Below are 15060 nucleotides of genomic sequence, written 5' to 3' on the forward strand. Positions count from 1 at the left end.
GGTTTCCCAGTGGTGTCCGCAGTCTTCACGGCATCCAGTGTCACCGGCATATCCAGCTCATTCCTGCCAAGCAGACCGCCTGGCGTGTCGAGCCGGATACACCGTTAATTCCACAGTCCCGAACGAGGATGCTACCTGCTGGCATAGCTGCATGGTGCGCTTCAATTGTCGGTAACTGTGCAGGCAGAAGCAGCTACTGCAGGTCTTAAGTGCCAAAGTCTGATTGTCGTACCCCTTTGTCATGATGGGTTTATGGGAAAGGCGGCGGTGGCCAAGGCTTATGCGGACATCCGGGCTGCCCTTGCTGTGCTTGGTGCTGAGGTGGATGGGTGCGGGTCTGACGCGTTTTCGGTGGCTGATCCGTTGGCTGGGTTGGCTGATGGGTGCCTGGACATTCTTGCCGGTGCCCGGGAGGTTGAAGCCGGGTTGGCGGGGTTGAAGGCGAAGGCCGCGGTGAGGTACGCGGAGAGCGCATGCGCTGTTGCCGGGCCGGGTGTGCCGGTGCAGGCGCAGGAGATGGCGGTCGCTGCTGAGATTGGGTGTGTGCTGGCGTTGGGGCCCCGGGCGGCGTCGTCGTTCCTGGCGACTTCGCACGCCCTGATGTCGTCGTTGCCGCGGACCCTTGCGGGGCTGCAGGCGGGGACGTTGTCGTGGCAGCACGCGGTGGTGATGGCCGATGAAGCGGTGTGCCTGGATGCTGCCGGGGCGGCAGCGTTGGAGGCTCATTTCTTGGACCCGGATGCCCAGGATCCGGCGAGGGGATGCCCGGTGGGGGAGATGCCAGCGCATCGGTTCAGGGTCAAGGCCCGGACGTGGCGGGAACGCCACCACGCCGAGAGCATCGAAGTGCGCCATGCCAAGGGGGTGGCGGATCGGCGGGTTGAGTTCCGGCCGGACCAGGACGGGATGGCGTGGCTGTCCGCGTGTTTGCCGGCGGAGCAGGCGTTGGCCGGGTGGAACCGGCTCACCGCAATGTCCCGGAGCATGCAGGGTCCGGAGGAGTCCCGGACCATGTCCCAGTTGCGGGCCGACAACTTCGCCGAGGTGTTCCTCGGCAGCGGCAGTGGCCACGGCGGGGCGCGTGACAGCGGCAGTGCTGACGTTGAAGGTGCCGGCGCCGGACGGGAAGACTTGCCTTCACCGATCCGGGCCCAGGTTCTGGTTACGGTTCCTGTGTTCTCCCTGATGGGCTTGACCGATGAACCGGCCATGCTCGACGGGTACGGGCCGATCCCGCCGTCGATGGCCCGGGACCTGGTGGCGAACGGCGCCGGGTCGTTTTACCGGGTGTTGGTGGATCCGCGGGATGGGGCGCCGCTGGAGATCGGCCGGAAGAGTTACCGGGTGACCGGGGCGATGCGGGCCTGGCTGAGGATGCGGGACGGAAAGTGCCCGTTTCCGGGCTGCAGCAACAACTCCCTGGACAACGACGCCGACCACATCCTCGCCTGGCACAAGGGCGGCACCACCGGGATCAGCAACCTGGGACAACCCTGCCCGAAACACCACAAACTCCGGCACACCACCGGATGGAAACCCACCCCGGCCGCGAAGAACGAGCCGCCCGGCTGGATTTCACCCACCGGCCGGCATTACCCCAGCGAGCACCAGGACTGGGAACCAACACACTGGCCTCGTTGTACCCTGCCCGGCGAACACAGCATCCTCGAGGAAGCCCTCGAGGAGCATCTCGTCTTGTAATCGTGCCACTCCGGAGTGGTGCCGCATTCGGGGCTGCGGCAGCACAAATTCTCGCTAGGCCACCCGGCGGTAGCGGACGTGGGTGGCGAGTGGGGAATGTAGCACCTCGACAGGTTCGAAGTCGAAGGACTCAATCCCGTCGAAGATCCGCTCGCCCGAGCCGAGCAGAACCGGCGCGATGTCGAGGGTGAGCTCGTCGATAACGCCCGCCTTCAACGCCTGCCGGACAGTGGAGGCGCCGCCCGCGATGTCCACCCCTTTGCTGCCGGCGGCATCGAGTGCTGCCGCATAGGCTGCGTCGAAGCCCCCGGTGACAAAGTGGAAAGGCGTCCCGCCCTCCATCTGGATCGGGTCATGCGCATAATGGGTCAGCACGAACACCGGAGCGTGGTACGGCGGTTCCGGCCCCCACCAGCCCGTCCAGTCACCATCCCACTCGCCACGGATAGGGCCAAACATGTTCCGGCCCATCACATACGCTCCCCGGGGGCGCATGAGCCATCCGGTTGCGGTCTCGTCGGCATCGTTGGCCCGAGGATCGCCAATGTGCCAGCCATGCAGTTCCAGCCCGCGCTTACCCAAGGGGTTTTCGCGGCTCTGGTCAGGCCCGGCGACGAAGCCGTCCAGCGACATGGACATGTGGCAGGTAGTGTCCGACACAGGGAACCTCCGTACTTGCAGCTTCTGACCGAGAGCGTGCGGGGATCGTAGCACGCAGCGCAGCAGGAACACCCCTTACGGCGGGAGGAAAAGCCCTAGTCGCTCCGGGTGCCGAAGACGATTTCATCCCAGGACGGCACGCTGGACCGCTTCGGCCGGGCAGGGCGCTCCGGTGCCTCGGTCTCAGGCAGCTGCCCAGTGGCAGGTGCAGCGTCGTCCTCTTTGGCAGGGCGGCGCGGGTTGCTGCCCAACAGTTCATCCAGCCCGGCTCCGCCAGTATTCTCGGACCCCGAGCCGGCTGCGGAACCGGAGGGATTCTTCGGGGACGCCGCAATGGTGATTTCCCTGGTATCTGTGCTCACGCCGTCGTGGAGCCGCAGACCATCGTCGTGACCCTCCCGGTGCTGCGGAAGCAGGCTGAGCCTCGAAAGCATCGACGGCCTGGTGTCCCTGCGCCGGATGAAGGAATCGCCTTGGGCCGCGGGCGCGTCCCGCTGGTCGTCCCGTGGCTCTGGTTCCTCTGCCTCAGGTTCGGCGGCCACTTCGGAAGGACGGGGGTGCGCGGCCGGTACGCCATGCGTGAGGAGCAGTGCAAGTGCGTCGTCGGAATCCTCGTCCACACCCAGCCGCTGCCCGCGCCGTGACCGGAGCATGTCCAGCAGGCCATCGGGTTCCTTGCCGGCATCCTGGGCAGGGCCGGCCTGGGCACCGGAAGAGGCCTTGGACGTATCAGCGTCAGTCTCGAAATCGAAGGGGCGGTCTGAAACTGCAGTGAGCCTGCGCGCGGGAACAGGACCGTCCAACGGCTCAAGTTCACTCAGCTGCTGCGCCCAGCGGTTGGTGTTCTGCAGCGACTTCCGTGCGGGGTTGAACGTCCACAGGGCCGGAGGTTCTTCGCCGATTCCGGACGTCCCGCCGGGCTTGGCCTCGAAGCTTGCCGAGACCGTCCACGTGCCGTCCTGGCGCCGCCACGAATCCCATTCCACGGTTCCGGGGTCAATGCCGTGGGCTGACAGGCGGTGGGCCACCATGTCATCCAGGGTCGCCGGGTTGTCGCCGAAGGCGGACCGGTAGACGTCGTGGCCGGGGGAGGGCGCCGCAACTTCCACTTTCCGGGCCTGCTGGGCAACATACTCCCGCTCCGCCAGGACGGGGCCTTCATAGCGCTCCACCTTGGCCAACGGCATCCCGGACAACTCGGCGACGTCCGCAGCGGTGGCACCGGCACGGATGCGGGCCTGGATGTCCCTGGGAGACATGGGAACAGCTGGCCGTTCCGCGCGCGGTTTTGCCGTAGACCGGCTGGCCGTCCTGAGTGCTTCATCGATCGGCAGCTGGAACATCTCGCCGCCGGCCCCGCTCAACAGGACATGCGTCCCGTCGTCGTGCACGCCTACAAGCCGTAGATCCTGCATACAAATCCTCCACCCTGGCATTACTATCAACCGAAACTCTGCCACTCGGAGGCGCGGATTTGGCTCAAGGAGCAGGGCGCGCCGTCATTTTCCGCTGGATCCCCAGGGATAAAGGGGGAGGTCACAGGACTTCGGAGGTCCCGGCGCCGGGATCCCGGGGTCGTCAGCGCCGCGTCAGGGCCGCAGTCAGTTGATCCGGATGACGGGTGGAGGCGAGCCAGTACGGGGTACGGTCGGCAGGGTCAGTGATCTCGATCTTCACCACGGGATCGATCCAGCCGCGGATGCACAGGTAGGCGAGGCCGTTCAACCGGGTCCCGCGCTCGGCCGTCGCCTCGCCGCCGGTGAACTGCTGCACGCTGCCCACAAACCGGCGTTCAATGGTGGCCCTTCCAACGGTGAGCGCGTCCCCGGTCACCGTAATGGCGGGGGTGGAGAGAACCAGGAGGACAGTGATGATGGCGAAGAGCACCAGCGCCGCCGTGTAACCCGCCGCCATGCTGATGGGGGCGAAGACAAGGATGCCCGCTGCGGAGACGCCGGCTGCGATGATCCAGATCCAGGCGTTGGGCCACAGTTTTTCCCTGTAGACAACAGGCGCCCCGGCTGAGGGCGTGCTTGGTACGGATGCGTGCGGGCTTGATTCGGGCATAGCCCAAGCTTTCCACCTTTGGCTGGGTATTTCACCTTGGGCTACCCTGCTCCCGCAACCCTGCCCCGGCCCCCCGTGCCGGCCCCTGGACAGCCCCGCGCCCAAGTGCTGCCTAGGCTCGATTTGGGGGCGCGGGCTAGAGTGAGTGACTGTGACTGATCATCCCGCAACGGTAGACCTTGTCCCGGACGCAGCATCGCCCGCTGCTGCTGCCCCCACCCTGCAGGTGCAGTTGAAGATGCTGGATCCGGAGCTGGAAGCCCCCTCCTACGCGCATCCGGGCGACGCCGGCGCCGACCTTCGCGCCCGGGAGGACGTGGTCCTCTTGCCCGGGGAGCGCAAGCTTGTTCCCACCGGCGTGGCCATTGCACTGCCTGACGGCTTCGTGGCGCTGATCCACCCCCGGTCCGGCCTGGCCACCAAGCATGGCCTCACGATCGTCAATGCTCCCGGCACCGTGGACGCGGGATATCGAGGCGAGATTTCGGTAACCCTGCTGAATACCGATTCGACCCAGCCGATAGAGCTGCGGCGCGGCGATAGAATTGCCCAAATGGTCATCCAGCGGGTGGAGTACGCCCAGTTCATTCCTGTCAGTGACCTGAGCGAATCCGTGCGCGGCACCGGGGGCTTCGGCTCCACCGGCGGGTTCAACGTACCCGGGGCCTGACCCCGGCTGCACCCGCTGCCACGCCAGCACGCACGACGGCGGGACCTCCAGGGCCCGGCCGGCAGGTTTCAGAACTGGCACATTTGAAGAATTAAGGAGTCACCCATGGTCTTTGGGTTCGGCAGGAAAGCAAAGAAGGACGAACCGGCGGAGCCGGTGGAAGAGCTGACGCTCGCGGAGGCCGGCGAAGACGCCCCCGCCCCCGACGCCCGCCGCCAGCACGGCCCGTTCGACGAGTCCGAAATCACCAGCACCGACGGTTTCGTGGACCTGGGCGCCCTGCTGATCACGCCGAGCGAGGGCCTTCAACTCCGGCTCGAAGTGGAAGAGGCAACACAGCGGGTCGTGGCAGTGACCCTTGACCTGAACGGCTCCAGCCTTCAGCTGCAGGCTTTCGCCGCCCCCAAGACGGAGACGCTCTGGGACGAGATCCGCGAACAGATCGGCCAGTCGGTCGGTGCGCAGGGCGGCCAGGTTGAAGAGGTGGAAGGGGCATTCGGTACCGAACTGGTGGCCAAGCTTCCCGCAGGGCTCCCGGACGGAAGCCAGGGCTACCGTGTGGCCCGGTTCATCGGTGTGGACGGCCCCCGCTGGTTCCTGCGCGGCGTCCTGGGTGGACCTGCGGCACTGGAACGCCCCGCTGCGGAACCGCTTGAAGCCCTGTTCCGGCAGGTTGTGGTGGTTCGCGGTGACAGCCCCATGCCGCCGCGTGATCTTTTGCAGCTGCGGCTGCCCAAGGACGCCTCCACTACTCCTCCGCCCGCCGCGCCCACCCTGGAGGAGCCCGAACGTGGTCCAGAAATCACCCAGATCGGCTGATTCCCACCCCGACGAGGCGGCCACGGGACGTGGCGGCCTCACGCCGTTGCGGCAGCTTCCGGACAGGGGACGTGTCCTCTGCCAGGGGCACATCGAATCAGTGACCTTCGTTCCGGCCGACCGGGCCCCCGAGTTCAGCGCCATCGTCACTGAGGACGACGCTGGCCGCCCTGCTACAGGGGTGGGCCGCGGAAGGCCCCCACGGCTCCGGGTTGTCTGGCTGGGCCGGCGGCGCGTGCCGGGCATCCAAGCGGGCGCCGAGATCCGGGTAGAGGGAATGCTGGCCCGCGGCAAGGACGTGCCCACCATCTTCAATCCCCGTTACGAGATACTGTCCCGCCAGGAGAACGAATGAGCGAGCACCAGCCCGAGCAGCCGAACGGCTCTGCAGGCCCCGCCGGGAGGCCGCAGGAGGGAAGGCCGCAGGCTGCGGGACAGTCCCCGGTTGCAGGACAGTCCCCAGTTGCCGGCCTGGCCGCAGAGTATGCAGCCAAGGCCGGACTCCACCGCACCCATGACGGCCGCGTGGACGTCCTGCGCAGCGCCGGGGGAGTGCAGGGCATTGCCGAAAGCATTGTTCCTGGCCTGGTGTTCCTGGTGGCTTTCACCGTCACCCGCGAACTTACGTTGTCCCTGGTGGCGGCCCTGGCATCGGCGGCCGTGTTCACTGTTGTCCGCCTGGTCCAGCGCCGGCCCCTCACCCAGGCCTTGGCCGGCGTGGCAGGCGTCGGCATTTCGGCCTGGTTGGCCAACACCACCGGCAAAGCCGAAGACTTCTACCTGCCGGGCTTCTTCACCAACGCAGCCTACATCCTGGCGATGGTTATCTCGATCGCAGTCAAGTGGCCTGTGGCCGGACTGCTCTTCGGCTTCATCCGGAATGAGGGCGTGGAATGGCGCAAGGATCCGGACCGCGTCAAGGCCTACCGCCTGGGCACCTGGATCATTGTTGCCGTCCTGGCACTCCGGCTCATCGTGCAGGTGCCCCTGTACCTGATGGGCACTGACGGCCTGGCCGCCCTCGCCACCACCCGGTTGATCATGGGTGCACCCCTGTACATCCTCGGGATCTGGGTGGCCTGGCTCGTGACCCGGCCGGCTCCGGCGGAACCCGAAGCCGACCAGGAAAGCTGACCCACCGAAGAAACTGGCACCAGAACGCGCCCCGCGCCGGCACCCAATGTCGGCTGACGCCCAGCACCCGGCACCAAAGGCGGCGCCGGAAACCTAGCCGTCGAAGCCGTCGTCGTCCGTGGCATGCCCGTGGCTGGCGCCGGCGGGCGTGCTGCTGTCCGCCGGCACGTGGCCGGCGTCGATGCTGCCGGGGGCAGAGGAGAGCAGCTCCCGGAGCCGGTCCTCAGCGGCGATGGTGGTGACGAAGAAGAGCTCGTCGCCGCCGTCGATCACGTCGTCCCTGCTGGGGGTGATGGGTGCCTGGTCCCGGAGGATGGCCACCAGGGTGGCGTCCTCGGGCCAGTGGATATCGCCCACCGTCATGCCGATCACGTGCGAATCGTGCGGGACGGTGAATTCCACCAGCGACGCAACCCCGGTCTGCAGCGTCAGGAGCCGGACCAGGTCGCCGATCTCCACCGCCTCCTCCACGAGGGCGGTCATGAGCTGCGGAGTGTTGACAGCGACGTCCACGCCCCAGGAGTCGTTGAACATCCAGTCGTTCTTCGGGTTGTTCACCCGGCCCACGGTGCGGCCTACACCGAACTCCGTTTTCGCCAGCAGGGACACCACCAGGTTGACCTTGTCATCGCCTGTGGCGGAAACCACCACATCGGCGTCCTCCACCTTGGCGCCCTGCAGGGTGGAAAGCTCGCAGGCATCGCCCACCAGCCAATGGGCGCCACGCAGGCCGCTGCGGCCGATCACCTCGGGCTTGAGGTCGATCAGCAGGATCTCGTGCTTGTGCGCCAGCAGCTCCCGGGCGATGGATGACCCGACGCTGCCTGCGCCGACGATAACGACTTTCACTGGTACTCCTTGGCGGGGGCTTTGGCGAGGACCTGGGCGATGTGGGCGCTGCGGTCCACCTGCAGCATGGCGTGCACGGTGTCGCCGTCCTGGTATGCGGTCCCGGCATCGGGAAGGATGCCCTCGCCGAAGCGGGTGAGGTAGGCGACGCGGACATCCGCGGCCTTTTCGATGCTGCTGATCCGGTGCCCGATCCAGCCGGCGTCGAGGTCAAGTTCGGCCAGGACCAGGCGTCCGGACGGTTCACGGAAGTCGCCCGCGAGGTGCTGTTCGGGAAGGATGCGCCGCAGCACCTGGTCCGCGCTCCAGCGGACGGCGGCCACCGTGGGGATGCCCAGGCGCTGGTAGATCTCAGCACGCCCGGGATCGTAGATGCGCGCGACGACATGCGGCACGTGGAAGGTTTCCCGGGCAACCCGCGTTGCAAGGATATTGGAGTTGTCGCCGCTGGAAACGGCAGCGAAGGCATAGGCCTCGCCCACTCCTGCCTGCTTGAGGGTTTCGCGGTCAAAGCCCACTCCGGTGACCTTACGGCCGGTGAAGCCCTGGCGGAGCCGGCGGAAAGCGCGGTCGTCCTGGTCGATGATGGCCACGGAATGCCCGGCATCCTCCAGCGTGTGCGCCAGCGTTGCCCCCACCCGGCCACATCCCATGATCACGAAATGCGCCACCGTATCTCCTCTTTATGTATGTCAGGATCGTGCAGCTAGAACTCTACCGGCATGGCCCCCGTTCGGCCCGGCCCGGCCCCGTCATGACATCGCCCGCGAATCAGACTAGCTTTGTGGGGTGTTGACAATACTGAACGCCGTCAAACGCGTGCTGGTGGGCCGCCCTTTCCGGAACGACCGCCTGTCCCATACCCTGCTCCCGAAGAAGATCGCACTTCCGATCTTTGCATCCGACGCGTTGTCCTCCGTGGCTTATGCTCCGGATGAGATCCTGCTGACCCTGGCCCTGGCCGGTGTCAGTGCCGTGGCCATCTCGCCGTTGGTGGGCCTGGCCGTCATGGTGGTGCTGCTCACCGTGGTGGCTTCCTACCGGCAGAACGTACACGCATACCCTTCGGGCGGCGGCGACTACGAGATCGCCAATGAAAACCTCGGCAAGTTCGCAGGCCTGACGGTGGCGTCGGCCCTTCTGGTGGACTACGTCCTGACCGTGGCCGTGTCCATGTCGTCCGCCGCCGCCTACCTCACCACTGCAGTACCGTCGCTGCATGGTGAGCAGGCCGTGATAGCGACCATCGGCGTCGTCATCCTTGCCCTGGTGAACCTGCGCGGCATCAAGGAAGCGGGCAGCGTCTTCGCCGTCCCCACCTATATCTTCATGGCCTCCATCCTTGGCATGACCGCTGTGGGCATGTTCCAGGCCGCAACAGGGCAGCTGGGGGAGGCGCCGTCGGCGGCCTTCACCATCGTCCCGGCGGAGGGCTTCGACCAGGGCCTGGTGGGCCTGGCCGGTGCCTTCCTGCTGCTCCGGGCCTTTTCCTCCGGCGCCGCGGCGCTCACGGGCGTGGAAGCGATCAGCAACGGCGTTCCCAACTTCCGGCACCCCAAGAGCAAGAACGCGGCCACCACGCTGCTGCTCCTGGGCGTCATCGGCGCAGCCATGCTGGCCGGCATCATCTACCTTGCCAACGCCACCAAGGTCCACATTGTGCTGGACCCCGCCACAGAATTTCTGTTGGACGGGAAGCCGCTGCCGGAGGGCTACGTCCAGAACCCTGCCATCTCACAGATCGCCCAGACCATCTTCGGCGCGGGCAGCATTCCCTTCTACATCGTCGTTGCCGCCACCGGCGTCATCCTGGTGTTCGCGTCCAACACCGCCTTCAACGGCTTCCCCGTGTTGGGCTCCATCCTGGCCCAGGACGGCTACCTGCCCCGCCAGCTCCGCACCCGCGGCGACCGCCTTGCCTTCAGCAACGGTGTGCTGGCCCTCGCCGCCGGCGCCCTGGTGCTCATCATTTCGTTCGACGCCGACGTGACCAAGCTCATCCAGCTCTACATCGTGGGTGTCTTCATCTCCTTCACCCTCAGCCAGCTGGGGATGATCCGGCATTGGGGGAGGGAACTGAAACTCGCCAAGGACAAGGCTGTCCGGCGGCGGATGCTGAAGTCACGCACCATCAACACGATCGGTTTCGGCATGACCGGCCTGGTGCTGGTGATCGTCCTCATCACCAAGTTCGAGCAGGGTGCCTGGATCGCCCTGCTGGCCATGTTCGTCCTGTTCCTGATTATGTGGAGCATCCGCGCGCACTACGACAACGTGGCCAAGGAACTCGCGGTGGATGAGGATTCCTCGCCGCGGGCGCTCCCCACCCGGGTGCACGCGGTCCTGCTGGTGTCGCACGTCCGCAAGCCCGTCCTGCGTGCCCTTGCCTACGCCCGCGCTTCCCGGCCGTCGCGGCTTGATGCCATCACGGTGGACATCGACCCGGAGGAAACGGCGCACACCATTGCCGACTGGGACAAGCTCGAAATCCCGGTGCCCCTGACCGTCCTGGCCAGCCCCTACCGGGAAACCGTCACGCCCATCATGGACTACGTCAAGCAGATGCGCCTGGACTCCCCGAGGGACCTCATCGTGGTGTACATCCCCGAATACGTGGTGGGCAAGTGGTGGGAGCAGCTGGTGCACAACCAGACGGCCCTGCGCATCAAGACCCGCCTCCACTTCGAACCGGGCGTCATGGTGGCCAGCGTGCCCTGGCAGCTCAAATCATCCGAAGAAGCCAAGAACCTCCAGGACGTGCAGTGACCAGCAGGACGCCCACAGCCACCCAGCACCAAGCCGGTGAGGCCGGCCACACCGGCGAAGAGGCGGTGCTCGACGTCGGGCCCGTTGCCCACGGCGGGCACTGCGTAGCCCGGCATGAGGGCCGCGTAGTCTTTGTCCGCCACGTCATTCCGGGCGAAAAGGTCCGGGTCCGGCTGACCGATGCGGAGGACGGCGCCAAGTTCTGGCGCGCAGATGCCATCGAGGTGCTGGAGGCCTCCCCGGACCGGGTGGAACACTTCTGGCGTCCGGCCGATTCCCTGCGCGCCTGGAGCCACGGCCACCCGCCGGTTGGGGGCGCCGAATTCGGCCACATCGCCCTGGCCCGGCAGCGCAGCCTCAAGGCGGACGTGCTGGCCGAGCAACTCACCCGGCTGGCCGGCTTCGAGCAGGTGCCGTCCGTGTGGACCGGTGGCGTGGAAGCGGTAGGGGACAGGAACGACGGCGGCACGGGCCTTGCGTGGCGCACACGCGCCAGCTTCTCGGTCACCCCCGGCGGCAGGCTGGGGATGCACGCCCACCGCTCCGACCACATCATCCCGGTGCGGGAGATGCCCTTGGCCAGCGAAGCAATCAATGGCCTGCGCCTGTGGAACCTGGACCTGCAAGGGGTGGAGCGCGTTGAGGTAGCCGCCCCCGCCAACGGCTCGCGCCCCCTGGTGCTCCTCGCCCCGGCTCCCGGAACCAAGGAAAAACGGTTGCGGGCCATCGCCGCGGAAGTGCCGGGTGACGCCTCCGCCGCTGCCTTTGATCCGCTGACCGGGCAGGTGACCCAACTCCGGGGACGCACCTGGGTGCAGGAATCCGCCGTCGGCCACGAATACCGCGTAACCGGCGAAGGCTTCTGGCAGATCCACCGCGACGCGCCCGGGACCCTTGTGGGGGCCGTCACGGAATTCCTGCGGCAAGGGGACCCCCTGCAAGGGGACTTCCTGCACCCGGGCGCGGTGGTTGCAGACCTCTACGCGGGTGCCGGGCTCTTCACTGCCGTCCTGGCCGATGCGGTGGGGGAGACGGGGTCCGTGCTCTCCGTGGAAGGGGCGCCGGGAACCAGCCGTGACGCGCGGAAGAACCTGCATTCCGCCGCGCAGGTGGAGGTGGTGCAGGGCCGCGTGGAGCGGGTCCTGCGCCAAAAGCCGCGGAATTTCGACGCCCTGGTCCTCGACCCGCCCCGGGCAGGTGCCGGGAAAGCGGTCGTGGGACAACTGGTCGCATCGCAGCCCCGCGCCATCGCCTACGTGTCCTGCGACCCGGCGTCGTTTGCCCGTGACCTCGGTTACTTCCGCCGCTCCGGCTGGGAATTGGCAGGCCTGCGCGCCTTCGATCTGTACCCCCACACCCACCACCTTGAGACGGTGGCACTGCTTACTCCGGGTCGGTGATGGGGCCGGGGTTTTGGACTACGATGGCGGTAGTAGTCCCACGTCGCGCCCGAATTCTCGGCCGGCCGTGTGCAATTTTCGGGCCCTGTAACTACTTAGGGCGTCCTAACTAGCAGGCGGTCAACCGCGCGACAAAGATGAAACTGTTGCGAGAGGAGTCCTGCGATGAGCACTGTGGACAGCTTCGGTTCAAAAGGCAAACTTAATGTAGCCGGAACCGAATACGAAATTTTCCGGTTGAACTCCGTTGAAGGTGCAGAAAACCTTCCGTTCAGCCTCAAGGTATTGCTTGAAAACCTGTTGAGGACCGAGGACGGCGCGAACATCACTGCCGATCACGTTCGCGCTTTGGCAGGCTGGGATCCCAATGCGGAGCCCAATACAGAAATCCAGTTCACGCCGGCACGCGTGATCATGCAGGACTTCACTGGCGTCCCCTGCGTGGTCGACCTTGCCACCATGCGTGAAGCGGTCAAGGACCTGGGCGGCGACCCCAAGCGGGTCAACCCGCTGGCACCGGCCGAAATGGTCATCGACCACTCCGTCCAGATCGACGCTTTCGGCAACGCCGGGGCGCTGGAGCGCAACATGGAGATCGAATACCAGCGCAACGGTGAGCGTTACCAGTTCCTGCGCTGGGGCCAGACCGCATTCGACGACTTCAAGGTGGTTCCCCCGGGAACCGGCATCGTGCACCAGGTCAACATCGAATACCTGGCCCGCACCGTGATGACCCGTGAAGTGGACGGTGCGCTCCGCGCCTACCCCGACACCTGCGTCGGCACCGACTCGCACACCACCATGGTCAACGGCCTGGGTGTGCTGGGCTGGGGCGTTGGCGGCATCGAAGCCGAGGCAGCGATGCTCGGCCAGCCCGTCTCCATGCTGATCCCGCGCGTCGTGGGCTTCAAGCTCAGCGGCAGCATCCCCGCCGGCGCCACCGCCACCGACGTGGTGCTGACCATCACCGAGATGCTGCGCAAGCACGGCGTGGTGGGCAAGTTCGTTGAGTTCTACGGCGAAGGCGTGGCCGCGGTGCCGCTGGCAAACCGCGCCACCATCGGCAACATGAGCCCCGAGTTTGGCTCCACCGCTGCCATGTTCCCCATCGACGACGTCACCCTGGACTACCTGCGCCTCACCGGCCGCCCGGACCAGAACGTCGCCCTCGTCGAGGCGTACGCCAAGGAACAGGGCCTCTGGCACGATCCTTCCCGCGACATCAAGTTCTCCGAGTACCTGGAACTGGACCTGTCCACGGTTGTTCCGTCGATCTCCGGCCCCAAGCGCCCGCAGGACCGCATCATCCTTTCCGAGTCCAAGGCCCAGTTCCGCGAGGACCTCCGCAACTACGTCAAGGTGGACCTCGCTGACGGCAGCCTGGACGAAGCGATCGACGAGAGCTTCCCGGCCTCCGACTCGCCGTCGTTCACCGCCACGGCCACCCACCTCTCCGAGGAAGCCCCGCACGCCCACGGACCGAAGTCCAATGGCCGCCCCTCCAAGAAGGTAGCGGTCAAGACCGCCGACGGCCGCGAATTCGAACTGGACCACGGCGCGGTGTCGATCGCTTCGATCACCTCCTGCACCAACACGTCCAACCCCTCCGTTATGCTGGCCGCCGCACTGCTGGCACGCAACGCCGTGGAGAAGGGACTCACTGCCAAGCCGTGGGTCAAGACCTCCGTGGCTCCCGGTTCCAAGGTGGTCACCGACTACTACAACAAGTCGGGCCTGACCCCCTACCTGGAGAAGCTGGGCTTCTTCATCGTGGGCTACGGCTGCGCCACCTGCATCGGCAACTCCGGACCGCTCGACGCAGAGATCTCCGAGGCCATCCAGGCCAACGACCTCTCGGTCACTGCAGTCCTCTCGGGCAACCGAAACTTCGAAGGCCGCATCAACCCGGACGTCAAGATGAACTACCTGGCCTCCCCGCCGCTGGTCATCGCCTACGCCCTGGCCGGCACCATGGACTTCGACTTCGAAGCCGACCCCCTGGGCCAGGACGAAGCAGGCAACGACGTCTTCCTGAAGGACATCTGGCCCAACCCGGTTGAGGTCCAGCAGGTCATCGATTCCTCGATCGACAAGGACATGTTCGCCAAGGGCTACGAGGGCGTCTTCGAAGGCGACGACCGCTGGAAGGCGCTGGACACCCCCGCAGGTGACACCTTCGCCTGGGACGAGAAGTCCACCTACGTCCGGAAGCCCCCGTACTTCGAGGGTATGCAGGCGCAGCCGGAACCGGTCAAGGACATCACCGGTGCCCGCGTGCTCCTGAAGCTCGGCGACTCCGTCACCACCGACCACATCTCCCCGGCCGGTTCGTTCAAGTCCGACACCCCCGCCGGCCAGTACTTGCTGGCCAGTGGCGTGGAGCGCAAGGACTTCAACTCCTACGGCTCGCGTCGTGGCAACCACGAAGTGATGATCCGCGGTACGTTCGCGAACATCCGCATCAAGAACCAGCTCCTGGACGGCGTTGAGGGCGGCTTTACCCGCGACTTCACGCAGGCAGACGGCCCCCAGGCCTACGTCTACGACGCCGCCCAGAACTACCAGGCAGCCGGCACCCCGCTGGTGGTCCTGGCAGGCAAGGAGTACGGTTCCGGATCATCCCGTGACTGGGCCGCCAAGGGCACCGCGCTGCTGGGCGTCAAGGCCGTCATCGCCGAGAGCTACGAGCGTATCCACCGCTCCAACCTCATCGGCATGGGCGTCCTGCCGCTGCAGTTCCCGGCCGGCGAGAACGCTGCCAGCCTGGGCCTGACCGGCACCGAAACCTTCTCGGTTGAGGGCGTCACCGCCCTTAACGAGGGCACCACGCCCAGGACCCTGAAGGTCACCGCCACCGCCGAGGACGGCTCATCGAAGACGTTCGACGCCGTCCTGCGCATCGACACCCCGGGTGAAGCGGACTACTACCGCAACGGCGGCATCCTGCAGTACGTGCTGCGCCAGATTTCCGCCAACTAGCGGGCTCTGCCAGCA

13 protein-coding genes are annotated in these 15060 nt (G+C 66.4%); 8 read left to right on the forward strand and 5 right to left on the reverse strand.

Translation table 11 applies throughout. The annotated features are described in order from the left end of the window. Positions 1 to 252 precede the first annotated feature (252 nt). Positions 253 to 1701 carry an HNH endonuclease signature motif containing protein gene (locus ACETK3_RS17160; RefSeq protein ID WP_236802073.1) on the forward strand — a complete coding sequence of 483 codons (1449 nt, stop codon included), beginning with the start codon at positions 253 to 255 and terminating at the stop codon, positions 1699 to 1701. A gap of 54 nt (positions 1702 to 1755) precedes the next feature. Here ACETK3_RS17160 and ACETK3_RS17165 read toward each other — a convergent pair whose 3' ends face one another. The 3 genes from ACETK3_RS17165 to ACETK3_RS17175 all read right to left on the reverse strand — a co-directional run bounded on the left by ACETK3_RS17165 (position 1756) and on the right by ACETK3_RS17175 (position 4428). Beyond that, positions 1756 to 2361, reverse strand: a complete 606-nt coding sequence (locus tag ACETK3_RS17165; protein ID WP_236802074.1) for a dihydrofolate reductase family protein — start codon at positions 2359 to 2361, stop codon at positions 1756 to 1758. Positions 2362 to 2456: 95 nt separating this feature from the next. After that, a complete protein-coding gene (gene sepH, locus ACETK3_RS17170) occupies positions 2457 to 3776 on the reverse strand; it encodes a septation protein SepH (protein WP_236802075.1) in 1320 nt (439 codons plus the stop codon). 163 nt (positions 3777 to 3939) lie between these two features. Continuing rightward, complete coding sequence (locus tag ACETK3_RS17175) at positions 3940 to 4428, reverse strand: DUF3093 domain-containing protein (protein ID WP_236802076.1); 489 nt, start codon at positions 4426 to 4428, stop codon at positions 3940 to 3942. Positions 4429 to 4579: 151 nt separating this feature from the next. Here ACETK3_RS17175 and dut point away from each other — a divergent pair, with 151 nt between their 5' ends. The 4 genes from dut (at position 4580) to ACETK3_RS17195 (ending at position 7051) form a co-directional block, all read left to right on the forward strand. Further along, entirely contained in the window at positions 4580 to 5098 is a 519-nt protein-coding gene (gene dut, locus ACETK3_RS17180) for a dUTP diphosphatase (RefSeq protein ID WP_236821817.1), read from the forward strand. 105 nt (positions 5099 to 5203) lie between these two features. Beyond that, on the forward strand, positions 5204 to 5917 hold the full coding sequence (locus ACETK3_RS17185) for a DUF3710 domain-containing protein (RefSeq protein WP_236821818.1): 714 nt from the start codon (positions 5204 to 5206) through the stop codon (positions 5915 to 5917). A gap of 46 nt (positions 5918 to 5963) precedes the next feature. Then, positions 5964 to 6272, forward strand: a complete 309-nt coding sequence (locus ACETK3_RS17190; protein WP_236802832.1) for a hypothetical protein — start codon at positions 5964 to 5966, stop codon at positions 6270 to 6272. Beyond that, entirely contained in the window at positions 6269 to 7051 is a 783-nt protein-coding gene (locus ACETK3_RS17195) for a DUF3159 domain-containing protein (protein WP_236802079.1), read from the forward strand. The genes ACETK3_RS17190 and ACETK3_RS17195 overlap by 4 nt, the downstream gene beginning before the upstream one ends. 93 nt (positions 7052 to 7144) lie before the next feature. On the opposite strand, the gene ACETK3_RS17200 is transcribed toward ACETK3_RS17195, so the two are convergent. Further along, the gene (locus ACETK3_RS17200) at positions 7145 to 7900 is read right to left on the reverse strand and encodes a TrkA family potassium uptake protein (RefSeq protein ID WP_236802080.1); all 756 of its coding nucleotides are present in this window, start codon (positions 7898 to 7900) and stop codon (positions 7145 to 7147) included. Beyond that, a complete protein-coding gene (locus ACETK3_RS17205) occupies positions 7897 to 8571 on the reverse strand; it encodes a TrkA family potassium uptake protein (protein ID WP_236802081.1) in 675 nt (224 codons plus the stop codon). Before ACETK3_RS17205 ends, ACETK3_RS17200 begins: the two co-directional genes overlap by 4 nt. A 118-nt stretch (positions 8572 to 8689) precedes the next feature. On the opposite strand from ACETK3_RS17205, the gene ACETK3_RS17210 reads away from it, so the two are divergent. The 3 genes from ACETK3_RS17210 (at position 8690) to ACETK3_RS17220 (ending at position 15045) form a co-directional block, all read left to right on the forward strand. Then, entirely contained in the window at positions 8690 to 10666 is a 1977-nt protein-coding gene (locus ACETK3_RS17210) for an APC family permease (RefSeq protein ID WP_236802082.1), read from the forward strand. Further along, positions 10663 to 12066: a class I SAM-dependent RNA methyltransferase gene (locus ACETK3_RS17215; protein WP_237430265.1), complete on the forward strand. Its 1404-nt coding sequence runs from the start codon at positions 10663 to 10665 to the stop codon at positions 12064 to 12066. The genes ACETK3_RS17210 and ACETK3_RS17215 overlap by 4 nt, the downstream gene beginning before the upstream one ends. A 165-nt stretch (positions 12067 to 12231) precedes the next feature. Next, positions 12232 to 15045, forward strand: coding sequence for an aconitate hydratase (locus ACETK3_RS17220; protein WP_237430266.1), 2814 nt, complete (start codon positions 12232 to 12234; stop codon positions 15043 to 15045). Positions 15046 to 15060 lie beyond the last annotated feature (15 nt).

This window comes from Arthrobacter sp. E44, from assembly GCF_041877125.1.
Taxonomy (GTDB): domain Bacteria; phylum Actinomycetota; class Actinomycetes; order Actinomycetales; family Micrococcaceae; genus Arthrobacter.

What these genes read in the sequence shown, in the direction of transcription:
- ACETK3_RS17160 (WP_236802073.1), top strand. Translation starts at nt 253, where the DNA reads ATGGGAAAGGCGGCGGTGGCCAAGGCTTATGCGGACATCCGGGCTGCC.
- sepH (WP_236802075.1), bottom strand. Translation starts at nt 3,776, where the DNA reads ATGCAGGATCTACGGCTTGTAGGCGTGCACGACGACGGGACGCATGTC.
- ACETK3_RS17175 (WP_236802076.1), bottom strand. Translation starts at nt 4,428, where the DNA reads ATGCCCGAATCAAGCCCGCACGCATCCGTACCAAGCACGCCCTCAGCC.
- ACETK3_RS17185 (WP_236821818.1), top strand. Translation starts at nt 5,204, where the DNA reads ATGGTCTTTGGGTTCGGCAGGAAAGCAAAGAAGGACGAACCGGCGGAG.
- ACETK3_RS17195 (WP_236802079.1), top strand. Translation starts at nt 6,269, where the DNA reads ATGAGCGAGCACCAGCCCGAGCAGCCGAACGGCTCTGCAGGCCCCGCC.
- ACETK3_RS17220 (WP_237430266.1), top strand. Translation starts at nt 12,232, where the DNA reads ATGAGCACTGTGGACAGCTTCGGTTCAAAAGGCAAACTTAATGTAGCC.